The 13825-nt window shown below is 68.7% G+C and carries 13 protein-coding genes; 7 read left to right on the plus strand and 6 right to left on the minus strand.

Translation table 11 applies throughout. The features are described from left to right. From Q4610_RS09370 to Q4610_RS09395, 6 genes are read left to right on the plus strand one after another with little or no spacing between them, the layout of a single operon-like run. Positions 1 to 1620 (plus strand): tetratricopeptide repeat protein, encoded by a 1620-nt coding sequence (locus Q4610_RS09370; RefSeq protein WP_304535685.1) that lies wholly within the window; start codon positions 1 to 3, stop codon positions 1618 to 1620. Beyond that, the gene (locus Q4610_RS09375) at positions 1607 to 2488 is read left to right on the plus strand and encodes a 4-(cytidine 5'-diphospho)-2-C-methyl-D-erythritol kinase (protein ID WP_304535686.1); all 882 of its coding nucleotides are present in this window, start codon (positions 1607 to 1609) and stop codon (positions 2486 to 2488) included. Before Q4610_RS09370 ends, Q4610_RS09375 begins: the two co-directional genes overlap by 14 nt. Beyond that, positions 2485 to 3201, plus strand: a complete 717-nt coding sequence (locus Q4610_RS09380) for an N-formylglutamate amidohydrolase (RefSeq protein ID WP_304535687.1) — start codon at positions 2485 to 2487, stop codon at positions 3199 to 3201. The genes Q4610_RS09375 and Q4610_RS09380 overlap by 4 nt, the downstream gene beginning before the upstream one ends. A gap of 2 nt (positions 3202 to 3203) precedes the next feature. After that, positions 3204 to 3566, plus strand: coding sequence for a hypothetical protein (locus Q4610_RS09385; RefSeq protein ID WP_425262550.1), 363 nt, complete (start codon positions 3204 to 3206; stop codon positions 3564 to 3566). An 11-nt stretch (positions 3567 to 3577) separates the two neighbouring features. Beyond that, on the plus strand, positions 3578 to 4942 hold the full coding sequence (locus Q4610_RS09390; protein WP_304535863.1) for an NAD(P)H-hydrate dehydratase: 1365 nt from the start codon (positions 3578 to 3580) through the stop codon (positions 4940 to 4942). Further along, positions 4939 to 6144, plus strand: a complete 1206-nt coding sequence (locus Q4610_RS09395; RefSeq protein WP_304535689.1) for a class I SAM-dependent RNA methyltransferase — start codon at positions 4939 to 4941, stop codon at positions 6142 to 6144. The genes Q4610_RS09390 and Q4610_RS09395 overlap by 4 nt, the downstream gene beginning before the upstream one ends. 80 nt (positions 6145 to 6224) lie before the next feature. On the opposite strand, the gene Q4610_RS09400 is transcribed toward Q4610_RS09395, so the two are convergent. The 6 genes from Q4610_RS09400 to Q4610_RS09425 all read right to left on the minus strand — a co-directional run bounded on the left by Q4610_RS09400 (position 6225) and on the right by Q4610_RS09425 (position 12471). Then, entirely contained in the window at positions 6225 to 6737 is a 513-nt protein-coding gene (locus tag Q4610_RS09400; RefSeq protein ID WP_304535690.1) for a hypothetical protein, read from the minus strand. Between the two features lie 38 nt (positions 6738 to 6775). After that, entirely contained in the window at positions 6776 to 7396 is a 621-nt protein-coding gene (gene eda / locus Q4610_RS09405; protein ID WP_304535691.1) for a bifunctional 4-hydroxy-2-oxoglutarate aldolase/2-dehydro-3-deoxy-phosphogluconate aldolase, read from the minus strand. Between the two features lies 1 nt (position 7397). Beyond that, a complete protein-coding gene (gene glk, locus Q4610_RS09410; RefSeq protein ID WP_304535692.1) occupies positions 7398 to 8366 on the minus strand; it encodes a glucokinase in 969 nt (322 codons plus the stop codon). An 89-nt stretch (positions 8367 to 8455) separates the two neighbouring features. Next, positions 8456 to 10282 (minus strand): phosphogluconate dehydratase, encoded by a 1827-nt coding sequence (edd, locus tag Q4610_RS09415; protein WP_304535693.1) that lies wholly within the window; start codon positions 10280 to 10282, stop codon positions 8456 to 8458. Further along, complete coding sequence (zwf, locus tag Q4610_RS09420; protein ID WP_304535694.1) at positions 10275 to 11750, minus strand: glucose-6-phosphate dehydrogenase; 1476 nt, start codon at positions 11748 to 11750, stop codon at positions 10275 to 10277. Before zwf ends, edd begins: the two co-directional genes overlap by 8 nt. Positions 11751 to 11979: 229 nt before the next feature. Then, positions 11980 to 12471, minus strand: a complete 492-nt coding sequence (locus Q4610_RS09425) for an Lrp/AsnC family transcriptional regulator (protein ID WP_304535695.1) — start codon at positions 12469 to 12471, stop codon at positions 11980 to 11982. A gap of 184 nt (positions 12472 to 12655) precedes the next feature. On the opposite strand from Q4610_RS09425, the gene phhA reads away from it, so the two are divergent. Further along, complete coding sequence (phhA, locus tag Q4610_RS21795; RefSeq protein WP_425262544.1) at positions 12656 to 13804, plus strand: phenylalanine 4-monooxygenase; 1149 nt, start codon at positions 12656 to 12658, stop codon at positions 13802 to 13804. Positions 13805 to 13825 lie beyond the last annotated feature (21 nt).

Genomic DNA, 13825 nt, shown 5'->3' on the forward strand with positions numbered 1-13825 from the left:
ATGGGCGCGCCGGTGGCGGCCGGCGCGTCGGTCGATCCGCGCGGGCCGCTGCACGCCTATGCGCGGGCGCGGCTGGCCGATGGCGACGGCGCGGCGGGGCTGGCGGTGGCGAGTTATCGCGAGGCGTTGACGCAAGACCCGGCGCGGATCGAGATCGCCCGCCGATCCTATGTCCAGGGGCTGGAGAGCGGGGACAAGGCGCTGGCGCTGCGGTCGGCGGCGCTGCTGGACCAGGCGGGCATGTTGCCGCGCGACGGCACGCTGCTGCTGATCGGCGAGGCGCTGGGCCGCAAGGACTGGGCGGGGGCGAAGGCGCTGACCGACCGGATGGCGGGGGAAGGCAATTTCGCCTTCATCGCGCCGATCGTGCGAAGCTGGATCGCGATCGGCGAGGGCGGCTATGCCCCGCCGGTGATCGACACCAGGGATCGTTTCGCGTCGCTGGGCCTGCGCTACGCCGATGAACATGGCGCGTTGCAGGCGCTGGCGCGGCGCGACATGGCGGCGGCAGTGCCGGCGATCCGCAAGGCGCTGGGCGCGCGGGCCAGTGACGGCGCGGCGCTGCGGCTGGCCTTTGCCGGGCAGTTGGCGGCGCAGGGCGCGCGGGCCGAGGCGCTGATGCTGCTGCCCGTGGGGCAAGCGGGTTTCGTGCGGGCGCGCGCGGACATCGACAGGCGCAAGGGGCTGAAGGCGGCCGGCGCGGCGGTGACGCCGGCACAGGGCTTTGCGCGGCTGCTGTCGCGGCTGGCGGTCGATGTCGGGTCGGATACGGCCGGCGGCACGCTGGCGCTGCGGCTGGCGCGGATGGCGACCTTTGCCGATCCGGCCGGGGCGGAGGCGCATATCGTCGCGGCGCGTCTGCTGACCGCGCAGGGCCATGCGGCCGGCGGGGTCGAGGAAGCGGGCAGGGTGCCGGCGCAAAGCTGGTACGCGCCACTGGCGCAGGCGGAACGGATCGACGCGCTGGCGGGAGCGGGGAACAGCGAGGCGGCGCTGACGCTGGCGCGCGCGCAGGCCGCCGAACCGGGCGCGGAGCCGGAGCGGCAGGTGCGACTGGGCCGGTTGCTGGCCGAAACCGGCGACTTCATCGGCGCGGCAGCGGCATTCCGGGCGGCGCAGGCGGGCTATGCGCCCGACCAGATGCCCTGGACGCTGCTGTTGTTCGAAGGCACGGCGCTGGATCAGGCCAGGCGCTGGGACGAGGCGCGCGTCGTGCTGGAACGGGCGGCGCGGATCGCGCCCAACGAGCCGCTGATCCTCAACTATCTGGGCTATGCGCAGATCGAGCGGCGGCAGAATGTGAAGGCGGCGCTGGAACTGATCAAGAAGGCGAATGCGCTGAAACCGCAGGATGCGGCCATCACCGATTCGCTTGGCTGGGCGCAATATGTGACCGGCGATGCGGCGGCGGCGGTGCCGGTGCTGGAGCAGGCGGCGGCAGGTGCGTCGTCCGACAGCACGATCAACGAGCATCTGGGCGATGCGCTGTGGAGTGTGGGACGCCGTTACGAAGCGCGCTATGCCTGGGCGGCGGCGTCCGTCTATGCGCAGGGTGCAGTCGCCGCGCGGCTGGCGGCCAAGAGCAAGGAAGGGTTGAAACCCGAATATGCAGCCCCCTGAACCGGCGGCCGAAGCCGACAGGCTGGTCGAGATCGGCTATGCCAAGGTCAATGTCGCGCTGCATGTGCGGGCGCGGCGTGCGGATGGCTATCATGCGCTGGAAAGCCTGTTCGTGTTCGCCGACGATGGCGACCGGCTGGAGGCGCAGGCGAGCGACGATGGCGCGATCGACCTGGTGATCGACGGGCCGTTCGGCGCGGGGCTGGAGGCCGGGCCGGGCAATCTGGTCGTGCGGGCGGCGCGGACGCTGCAATGCTATCTGGGCGAACAGCGGGGCGCGGCGATCCGGCTGACCAAGGCCCTGCCGGTCGCGTCGGGCATAGGCGGCGGGTCGGCGGATGCGGCGGCGACGCTGCGGCTGTTGGCGCGGGTGTGGGATGTGCGGATCGACGCGGCGGAACTGGCAGGGCTGGCGCTGGACCTGGGATCGGACGTGCCGGCCTGCGTCGCGAGCGTGACCCAGTTGGTGACGGGGCGCGGCGAGCAACTGGTGCGGCATGCGGTTGCGGGGCTGGCGGGGATGCCGATGCTGCTGGTCAATCCGGGCGTCGGCGTGTCGACCGCCAGCGTCTTTGCGGGATGGGACCGGCAGGACCGGGGCGCGCTGGATGCCGGGAGCCTGGACGCCTTGGTCGCGGCGGGGCGGAACGACCTGGAGCCGCCGGCGATGGCGGTCGCCCCGGTGATCGCGGCGGTGCTGGCGGCGTTGGGCGCGGCACCGGGGGTGCGGCTGGCGCGCATGTCGGGATCGGGCGCGACATGTTTCGCCTTGTTCGACGAGGATGCGGCGATGGCGCGCGCGGCCGATGCGATCCGATGGGCGCAGCCGGGCTGGTGGGTGATGGAAACGAGGATCAGGAACGGATGAGCGAGGCTTTCACCCGGATCGACGGCGGCGCGCTCGACCTGCTGATCGTGGGCGATCATGCGTCGGCGCATGTGCCCGGCGATATCGACCTGGGCATCGATGCGGCGCTGCTGAAAGAGCATGTGGCCATCGATATCGGCGTGGCGGAGGTGAGCGCGCTGCTGGCCGCGCAGCTCCAGTGCACCGCGATATTGGGCGGGGTGTCGCGGCTGGTGATCGACCTGAACCGCGAGGAGGATGCGCCTGGCCTGCTGCCGGTGATGAGCGACGGCCATGCCATTCCGGGCAATCGCGACGCGGACCTGGCGGACCGGATGCGGCGTTTTCACCACCCCTATCATCATGCGGTGGCGGCGCTGATCGACGGCATGACGGCTCCCTTCATCCTGTCGGTCCACAGTTTCACGCCGCGCCTTGCCAGCGATCCGGGGCAGGCGCGGCCGTGGGACATCGGCATCCTCTACAATCAGGATGATCGTGCGGCGCGGATCGCTATTCCCCTGCTGGAAGCGGCGGGGCTGAAGGTCGGCGACCAGTTGCCCTATTCGGGGCAGTTGCTCAACGCGACGATGAACCGCCATGCGGAGGCCAATGGCATTCCCTATCTGGGGGTCGAGATGCGGCAGGATCTGGTGGGGGATGCCGTGGGGCAGAGGCGCTTTGCCGACATTATCGGGCCGGTCGCGCTGGCATGCCGGAGTCGATTGGCATGAGGATGGCTGTTCTTGTCGCGGCGCTTGCGCTGGCCGGGTGCGATGGAGACGCGCCCAGGGCGGGCAATGACGCCACCACGACGCCGGCGCCCGCGCCGCCGGTCGATGATGGCAAGGCCGATTGCATCACCGGCGATGCGACCGATTGGGCGCATGATTGCCTGATCGAGCGGGCGGGCGACAGGCTGACCATCCGGCACCCCGATGGCGGATTCCGGCGCTTTCGCGTGCTGGCCGACGGGCGCGGGCTGGAGGCGGCGGACGGGGCCGAGCCGGCGAGGCTCAGGATCGTGGGCGATCGGCAGATCGAGGTGGCGGCCGGCGACGACCGCTATCGCTTGCCCGCCCAGATTGCGGGCCAGTGACGGGCGGGCCAATAGTGGGCGGGCCAGTGCTGACCGCAGCGCAGATGCGCGCGGCGGAACAGGCGGCTTTCGACGCGGGCGTGGATGATTATGGGTTGATGGAGACGGCCGGCGCGGCGGCGGCGGCGATCATCTGGCGCGCGGGGCACCGGCGCGACACGCTGATCCTGTGCGGGCCGGGCAATAATGGGGGCGATGGCTATGTGATCGCGCGGATTTTGCGCGACCATGGCGTGCCGGTGCGGGTGGCGGCGCTGGGCGAGAGCCGCACGCCGTCGGGCCAGCGCGCGCGGGCGGCCTGGGCCGGGCCGGTCGAGGATATGATGACCGCCGCGCCCGCGACGCAACTGGTCGATGCCTTATTCGGGACCGGGCTGGCGCGGGGGCTGGACGAAGGGGTGGCGGCGCGGCTTTGCGCGCTGGCCGGGGCGGCGGTGCTGACCCATGCGGTGGACCTGCCGAGCGGGGTGGAGACGGACAGCGGGGCGATCCTGTCCGCCGTGCCGCAATTTGGCACCTGCATCGCCTTGGGCGCCTACAAGCCCGCGCATCTGCTGCATCCGGCGGCGGGAGTCGTGGCGCGGCTGATGCTGGCCGACATCGGCATCGCAACGCCCGGCACGGTGCGGCGGCTGGCGGCGCCGAAGCTGGCAGCGCCGGACGCGGGCGCGCATAAATATAGCCGGGGGCTGGTGGCGGTGGTCGGCGGGGCGATGCCCGGCGCGGCGGCGCTGGCGGCGGGCGCGGCGGCGCATGCGGGCGCTGGCATGGTGCGGTTGCACGCGGCGGCCGGGCAGGCGATCCCGCATGCGATCGTGAGCCAAGCGGCGGATGATCTGACCGATCCGCGCATCCGGGCGCTGCTGGTCGGGCCGGGGCTGGGGCGCGACGCGCAAGCGGCGCAGCGGCTGGCGCGCGCGCTGGCGGCGGGGCATCCGACGGTGCTGGATGCCGATGCGCTGATGCTGCTGGCGGGTGCGATCGAACGCATTCCGGCGGGCGCGATCCTGACGCCGCATGAGGGCGAGTTCCAGCGTCTGTTCGGTGATCTGCCGGGCAGCAAGATCGACCGGGCGCTGGCGGCGGCGCGCAAATCGGGTGCGGTTGTCGTCTATAAGGGCGCGGACAGCGTGATCGCCGCGCCGGACGGGCGGGCGGCGGTGGCGCGCGGTGCGTCGCCCTGGCTGTCGACCGCGGGGACCGGCGATGTGCTGGCCGGGCTTTGCGCCGGGCGGCTGGCGGTGACGGGCGATCCGTTCCGCGCGGCGGGCGAGGCGGTGTGGCTGCATGGGGAGGCGGCGCGGCGGGCCGGGGCGGCCTTTGTCGCGGATGATTTGCTTGGCGCGCTGCCAGCGGCTATCGCCGCGCGATTGTGACCGATAGCGATACGAACATCATCCTCCGCGTCGCCGCCAGGGGCGACGGGATCACGGCCGATGGCCGCCATGTCCCGCTGACCGCGCCGGGCGACCGGATCGGGCCGGACGGCGCGGTCATCCCCGGCCCGCATCATGCCGTGCCCCCCTGCGTCCATTTTCCGGCCTGTGGCGGGTGCCAGCTCCAGCATCTGGACGAAGCGAGCTATGCCGATTTCGTGACGGCGCGGGTGACGGGTGCGCTGGCGGGACAGGGGGTGACGCCGGGGGCGGTGATGCCGTCCCATATCTCGCCGCCGATGACGCGGCGGCGCGCGTCGCTGCGTGCGGCGCGGGCGGGCAGGCGCGTGACGATCGGGTTCGCAGAGGAAGGCAGCCACACGCTGATCGACCTTCAGATGTGCGCGGTGCTCGATCCCCGGCTGTTTGCGCTGGTCGCGCCGCTCCGCGATCTGCTGGCGCTGATCCTGCCGGACAGGCGGGCGGCGCATGTGCGCATGTCGCTGATCGACCAGGGCGTCGACCTGCTGCTGGAGGGGGTGAAGGTCGAGGGCCTTGCGGCGGACGAGGGGCTGGGCGATTTCGCGCGCGCCCACGGGCTGGCGCGGCTGACCATCGATGAAGGGGACGGGCCGCAGACGCGCTGGGAGCCGGAAGCGGCGACGGTCAGTTTTGGCGGGGTGCCGGTCGGTTTTCCGCCCTTTTCCTTCCTGCAGGCGACGCCCGATGGCGAGGCGGCGCTGGTGGGTGCGGTGCGCGATGCGTTGCCGGACACGGGCGCCATCGCCGATCTGTTCTGCGGGCTGGGCACCTTTGCCCTGGCGTTGGGCGACCGGCGGCCGGTCTATGCGGCGGAGGGGGCGCGGGAGGTGATCCTGTCGCTCAAGCGTGGCGCGGCCCTGGCGCAGCGGCGGCTGGCGGCGGACCATCGCGACCTGTTCCGGCGCCCGCTGACGCCGGAGGAGCTGAACCGCTTTGCCGCCGTGGTGCTGGACCCGCCGCGCGCGGGCGCGCGCGAGCAGGTGGGGCAACTGGCGGCGTCGCAGGTGCCGCTGATCGCCTATGTCTCCTGCAATCCCGCCAGTTTCGCGCGCGACGCCGCGCATCTGACGGCGGCGGGCTATATGCTGGAGAGCGTGAGGCCGGTGGGCCAGTTCCGCTGGACCACCCATGTCGAACTGGTCGGCATATTCCGGCGATGAAGGGGACGGCTTTGATGACCGCAACGTCAAATCGTGACCGGCAAATATGGGTCGCGATCAGCCTGTTCGCCCCGTAAATCTCACGGTTGCGGCAATCGCGCCTTCATCGCGTCGATGCGGTCATTCTGCTGGTCGACCAGCGCCAGCGCGGCGCTGCGGGCGGCGGCGATGTCGTCCAGGCCGCCGGCGGCCTTGCCATCGGCGATGGCGTTGCTGCGCGTGACATAGAGGGTGTCGAGGCTGGCCAGCGCCGATACGCTGTCGTTGCGCGCGGCTTCCAGCGCGCTGATCGCAACCTGCGCCGCGACCCAGGCGTCGCTCGACACCGATGTGCCCGATGCGGCCCGTACCGCCTTGTCCGCTCTGGCGAGCGCGGCGTCGAAGCCGGCCGCGCCCTTGTCCGCCTGCGCGACATGGCGGCTGATTTCGGCCGACAGGGCGCTGTCGGCCGGCGCGGGTGCGGGCGGCGGCGCGACCTCCGCCAGCGGGGCGCTTTCGATCGGGCGCTTGGCGAGCGAGGGATAGCTTTGCGGCGCGCCGGCGCAGCCGGACAGCAACAGGGCCAGGGCGGTGAGGAGGCGGCGCGGTGTCATGCCCCTGCATCTAGGTCGGCCGGGCGCCGGGCGCAACCTCATCGCGGCAGCGCGGCGGCTTCGCGCGCCAGCGCCTCTATCCTGGCCGCGTCCACCGGCCCCTTGGGCACGACCCAACTGCCGCCGACGCATGTGACGAAAGGCTGGGCCAGCCATTCGGGCGCGCTGTGCGCGGTGATGCCGCCGGTCGGGCAGAAGCGCGCCGTGTGCAGCGGCGCGGCGAGCGCCTTCAGGGCGGGCAGGCCGCCCGATGTTTCGGCGGGGAAGAATTTGAAGTGGGTGAGGCCCATGTCCATGCCGCGCATGATGTCGCCCGCCGTGGCGGTGCCGGGCAGGAAGGGGATTTTCGCCGCGATCGCCGCCTTGCCCAGCGGCTTGGTGAGGCCGGGGCTGACGATGAAGCGCGCCCCCGCCTCCATCGCCGCGTCGAGCTGGGCCGGGTTCAGCACCGTGCCCGCGCCGACCACGGCACCCTCGACCTGGCTCATTTCGCGGATCACGTCCAGCGCGGCGGGGGTACGCAGCGTCACCTCCAGCGCGGGCAGGCCGCCCGCGACCAGGGCGCGCGCAATCGGCAGCGTATCCTCGACCCGGTCGACCACCAGCACCGGGATCACCGGGGCCAGGGCCATCACCTGTTCGACGGTCAGCTTGCTCATCTTATTTCTCCCGGAAGGCGGCGGCGGCCCCGAACAGGCCGATTTCATCGTGGATGGCCATGCGGATCGGCACGGTCGCCATCAGGCTTTCGAACCGGCCCTTGGCCGTAAAGCGGGTGTGGAACCCGCTGTGTGGCAGAAAGTCGCGCATCCGCTGGGTCAGGCCACCGGCCAGCACCACGGCATGCGGGCCATGGGCCAGCGCCAGGTCACCCGCGACCGACCCGTAGCACAGGCAGAAGCGCTCCAGCGCGGCGCGGGCGAAGGGATCGCTGCCCTCCAGCGCCGCCTGCCACAATTCGGGGTCCTCCATCAGCATGACGCGATCATGGCCGATGGTGCCCAGCGCCTTGTAGATATAGTTGAGGCCCGGCCCGGAGACGATCCGTTCGGTCGACACGCGCAGGAACTTGTCGCGCAGGTAGGAGAGGATCTTTTCCTCGATCTGGTCGAGCGGGGCGAAGTCGAGATGGCCGCCTTCGGTTGCGATGACATGGGGATGGCCATCATCATAGGCGATCATCGCGACGCCAAGGCCCGTGCCGGGGCCAAGGATGGTGACGCCGCCGTCGCGCGGGAAGGGGCGATCCTCGCCGAACAGCAGCGGGAGGTTTTCGTCCGGCAGGCGCGACACGGCATGGGCGACCGCTTCGAAATCATTGACCAGCCGCACGGTGTCGACGCCGATATCATCGGCCAGCGTGTCGGCACGGATCACCCAATTGCTGTTGGTCAGCTTGATGACGTCCCGCCCGATCGCGGTGGCGAAGGCGATCGAGGCGGCCCTGGGCAAGGGGCCGGCGGCCCTTTCATCCTCGGCAAAGGCGGCCCAGCATGCCTGGAGGCTGGGATAGTCGGCGACCTTGTATTTGCGTACGGTGCGCAGTGTCGGCACCCCCTTCGCGTCGAGCGACGCGCGGGCGAAACGGGCGTTGGTTCCGCCGATGTCGGCGGCGATAATGTCGGTCATAGATACTTCCAGTTTCATGTTCCTGCGAAGGCAGGAACCCAGTCCCGCGCTTCGAACTGGGCTCCTGCCTGCGCAGGAGCGCGGCTCACCTAGACTTCGCTTTCCATCGCCGCCAGGATCGGCGACGCGCCCTGTTCGGCCAGGTCGCTATGATGGCGGAACAAAGCGAACAGTTCGCGGCCGGTGTCATAGGGCGGGGGCGGGGCGGCGGGCATGTCGCGCGCGGCCCATGTCGCGGCATCGACCAGCGCCTCGACCGTGCCGGTTTGCGCGCAGACCCGCACCATGTCGCCGTCGCGCAGCCTGGCGATCGGGCCGCCGCCCAGCGCTTCGGGCGACAGGTGGATGGCGGCAGGCACCTTGCCGGACGCGCCGGACATGCGCCCGTCGGTCAGCAGCGCGACCTTGAACCCACGATCCTGCAACACGCCCAATGCCGGGGTCAGCTTGTGCAGTTCGGGCATGCCGTTGGCCTTTGGCCCCTGGAAGCGGACCACGACGACAACGTCGCGTTCCAGTTCGCCCGCCTTGAACGCGCGCAGCACATCGTCCTGATCGTGGAACAGGGCGGCGGGCGCCTCGATCGTCCAGCGGACCGGATCGACCGCGCTCACCTTCATGACGCAGCGGCCCAGATTGCCCTGAAGCAGCTTCATGCCGCCATCGGCGCTGAACGGATTGGCGACAGGCCGCAGCATCGCGTCGTCGCGCGAGGCGGGCACGTCGCGCCATTGCAGCGCCTCATCCTCCAGCACGGGTTCCTTGCCATAGTCGGTCAGGTCAGCGCGCGCGACCGTCATAATGTCCCGATGCAGCAGGCCATTGTCCAGCAATTCCCGGATGATATAGGCCATGCCGCCAGCCGCATGAAAATGATTCACGTCGCCCGATCCATTGGGATAGACCCGCGCCAAGAGCGGCACCACATCCGAAATCTCGGCAAAGTCGGTCCAGTCGACATGGATGCCCGCCGCGCGCGCGATGGCGGGGACATGGATCGCATGGTTGGTGGAGCCGCCCGTCGCCATCAGGCCGATGATCGCGTTGACGATCGCCTTTTCATCGACGCAATGGCCGAGCGGGCGATAGTCATCGCCATTCCATCCAATGCCGGCCACCCGATGCGTGGCCGCGCGGGTCAGTTCGCTGCGCAGTTTCGTACCCGGATTGACGAAGGCGGCGCCCGGCATGTGCAGGCCCATCATTTCCATCATCATCTGGTTGCTGTTGGCCGTGCCGTAGAAGGTGCAGGTGCCCGCGCCATGATAGGAGGCGCTTTCGGACTCCAGCAATTCCTCGCGCCCGACTTTCCCTTCGGCATAAAGCTGGCGGATGCGGACCTTTTCCTTGTTGGCGAGGCCCGATGGCATCGGCCCGGCGGGGATCAGGATGGTGGGCAGATGGCCAAAGCGCAGCGCGCCGATCAGCAGGCCCGGCACGATCTTGTCGCATATGCCCAGCAGCAGCGTCCCTTCGAACATCGCGTGGCTGAGCGCCACGGCCGTTCCCAGCGCGATGGTGTCGCGGCTGAACAGCGACAGGTCCATGCCCGCCTGCCCCTGCGTCACGCCGTCGCACATGGCCGGCACGCCGCCCGCCACCTGCGCCGTGGCGCCCACTTCGCGCGCGGCGATCTTGATCTGTTCCGGGTAGCGGCCATAGGGCTGGTGCGCGGAAAGCATGTCGTTGTAGGACGTGACGATGCCGATGTTCGTCGCCGTGCCGGTGCGGATGACAGCCTTGTCCTCGCCGCTCGCGGCAAAGCCATGGGCCAGGTTGCCGCAGGACAGTTGATCACGATTGGTGCCGGCGTCCCGGCCGCGTTCGATCAGGTCCAGATATTTGCGGCGGGATGCGGCGCTGCGCTGGATGATGCGCGCCGTCACCTTGGCGATTACGGGGTGAAGATCAGTCATGCCAGCTTGCTCCGTCGCGTTCGATAAGGGCAATGGCCGCAGACGGACCCCAGTTCCCCGAAGAATAGGCGGCGGGCTTCATATGCGCTTCTTTCCACCCGTCGATGATGCTGTCGATCCAGGCCCATTGCGCCTCCACCTCGTCGCGGCGGACGAACAGCGTCTGGTCGCCGGCCAGCAGGTCCAGGATCAGCCGTTCATAGGCGATGCGGCGGCGCTGCCCGGCAAAGGCAGCGGTCAGCGACACGTCCAGCGTCACTTCTTCCAGATGCACCTGCCGCTCCAGCCCCGGCCGCTTGGTCATGATCTGGAGACGGATATATTCCTCCGGCTGGAGACGGATGACCAGCGTGTTGGGTTCCAGCCCCGTGCCACCCGCGCCATGCTGCCCGTCACGGCCGAAGATGCTGTGGCGCACCGGCTTGAACTGGATCACGATTTCGGACTGGCGCGTCGGCATCCGCTTGCCGGTGCGCAGGTAGAAGGGCACGCCCTGCCAGCGCCAGTTGTCGACAAAGGCCTTCAGGGCGACGAAGGTTTCGGTGTCGGACGACTGGCCCAGTTCGTCGGCATAGCCGGTGACGATCTGCCCCTGCACCGCGCCGGGCGTATATTGGCCGCGCACGCTGTGGCTCTTGACCGTTTCCGCCGTCATCGCGCGGAGCGAGCGCAGCGCCTTGACCTTTTCGTCGCGCACCGCGGTCGGGTCCATGCGGGCGGGCGGTTCCATCGCGATGATCGAGAGGATCTGGAGCATGTGGTTCTGCACCATGTCGCGCAGCGCGCCGACCCCGTCATAATAGGAAACGCGGCCTTCCAGCCCGACCGTCTCGCCAACGGTGATCTGGACATGATCGATTGCGGTGGCGTTCCACAGCGGTTCGAACATGACGTTGCCAAAGCGCAGGGCGAGGAGGTTCTGGACCGTTTCCTTGCCCAGATAATGGTCGACGCGGAAAATCTGTTCTTCCACGAACAGATGGCCGATGCCGTCATTCACTTGCCGGGACGAGACCAGATCCTTGCCGATCGGCTTTTCCATCGCGATCCGGGTGGTCGGCGTGATCAGCCCGGCATCGCTCAGCCCCTGGGCGGTCGGCGCGAACAGCGACGGCGGGGTGGACAGATAGACCGACAGGCCCCGTTCCAGCCGGCCGTCGATGCGATCGGCCAGCGTTGCGAACTGACCGGCATTGCCGGCCTCGACCGCCTGATACCGGATCATCGCGGCGAAGCGCGTCGCGATGTCCGCATCATAGCGGTCGGCGGGCAGGAATTGCCGCAGCGCCGCGTCGATTTCCGCGCGGAAGGCGTCATCCGTCATGTCGGACCGGGCAGAGCCGATGATCAGGAAATCGTCGGGCAGCAGCCCGTCGGACAGGAGATTGTAGAGCGAGGGAAAGATCATCCGGCGCGCCAGATCCCCGGTGGCGCCAAATAGCAGAAACGTAGCAGACGGTTCGGTCAAAGGATGGTCCTTCTCCGGTTTGAATTGTCTATGTCTGCACGAAGCCGCCCTTATAGCGAGCGCAGATGGTTAGGCAAGGAGGCTATCGCGCATGCCTGTGCGCTGCAACACTGTGAGGCGGGCAGGTGGGCAGGCGGGTGGGGAGGGGCCGGCATGAAGGCTGCGGCGCCAGTTGGCCAGGGCCGGATCGCCGCCGGTTCAAAGCGCGCAGATAACCGGCGCACAAGCGCTACATGTCGGCCTTGGCCCGGTCGGTGACGTTGGCCAGGCTGGCCGCCCATGTCGCCAATGGTCCATGCTGCTTGATGGTCTTGAGGCAAATGGTGCTGTCGAGCCGGTCCACGCCAGGCAGCTTGGACAGTTCGTACCGCAACAGATCGTCGAAATGGCCCACCGACCGGGCATAGATTCGCAGCAGATAGTCACCGCTGCCTGCGGTGGTATGGCATTCGATGACCGCCGGATGCGCCATGACGGCCTCTTCGAAATCCCGGTGCGCGCCCAGGCGGATCATCACCCGGACGAAGCTCTGTACATGCAGCCCCAGCGCGGCGGGATCGAGGCGCACGGTATAGCCTTCGATCACGCCGTCCTCCTCGCGCTGGCGAACGCGCGCCCAGCAGGGGGATTTCGACACGCCCACGCTTTCGGCCAGGTCGGCATAGGAAATCCGTCCCTGCCGTTCGAGCGCCTGAAGAATTTTCCAGTCTATCCTGTCCATCGTCCCTGGCCCTGAATCGTCGTCGTCACCTGATCTGTCAGGCTGGTGGCGGAACGATAATGGCATGATGGCGCAGGACAAAGGACATTGTTCTGCCAGATGGCGAAAATGCCCATCAGAAAGGGACAATGTTCGTCAACAACAGGCGTAACATCGCCGCATCCGACAAACATGCGAGATGGTCATGGCCGCTACCCATATTTTCGATGCGCCACCGCCCGGCTGTGCGAGCGACTGGACGATGCCCCAGAATTGGGATGCGTTCACCGCGCAGGAGCATCAGGTCTGGGATATGCTGCTCGCCAAACATGCACAGGCGCTTGAACCGCTGGCCTCCAGGGCTTTTCTGAAGGGGCTGGACATTCTCAACATGTCCCGTCCGGGCATTCCCGACCATCGGGAACTGAATGCGCGCCTCAAGGACAGCAACGGCTGGGAAGTGGTGGCCGTGCCCGGCTGGATCCCGAACAAGCCGTTTTTCACGCATCTGGCCAACAAGCGCTTTCCCGCGGCCAATTTCATGCGTGACGGCAAGAATATGGACTATAATGAAGAGCCGGACATGTTTCACGACATTTTCGGCCATGTCCCCATGCTGACCGATCCAGTATTTTCCGACTTTCTGGTTGCCTATGGCGAGGCCGGGCTGCGCGCCGAGCATATGGGCGCGGCGGATTATCTGGGCCGCCTGTGGCTTTATACCGTCGAATTCGGGCTGGTGGTCGAGGATGGCGAACTGCGCGCCTATGGCGGGGGGCTGTTGTCGAGTCTGGCCGAAACGACCCATGCGGTGACTGCGCCGGATGCGCGCCGCCTGTGGCTGGACATTCCGCGGGTGATGCGCACCGGCTATAATTTCGACAGTTTCCAGCATGTCTATTTCGTCGTCGAAAGCTTTGACGAGCTGCTGCGCCAGACCGAGGAAACCCGTTTCGCCGATGTCTATGCGCAGGTCATGCCCCTGCCCGACCTGGCACCGTCGGCACGCACGCAGGAGGACCGGCCGTTCATGCCGGCGAAGGCGGGCGACGACAGGCCGGTCGAGCGATTGTCCCCGCGGCAACGCGACGCCCTGCTGCCGGGGCTGGAGGCATGGACATTGGCCGATGACGGCGCGGCGATTGCGCGGCGCTTCGTTTTCGGCGACTTTGTGGCGGCATTCGGCTTCATGACCCGTGCCGCGATCGTGGCGGAAAGGATGAACCATCATCCCGAATGGGCCAATGTCTATAACCGCGTCGATGTGCGTTTGACGACGCATGACGCCGACGGGCTTTCGATGCGCGACATCGCACTGGCGCGCGCGCTGGACGCGCTGGCCGCGTCGGCATGAACCGCAGCGTCGCACAGCGGC

Source organism: Sphingobium cyanobacteriorum, from assembly GCF_030580935.1.
In the GTDB taxonomy this organism is placed as follows: domain Bacteria; phylum Pseudomonadota; class Alphaproteobacteria; order Sphingomonadales; family Sphingomonadaceae; genus Sphingobium; species Sphingobium cyanobacteriorum.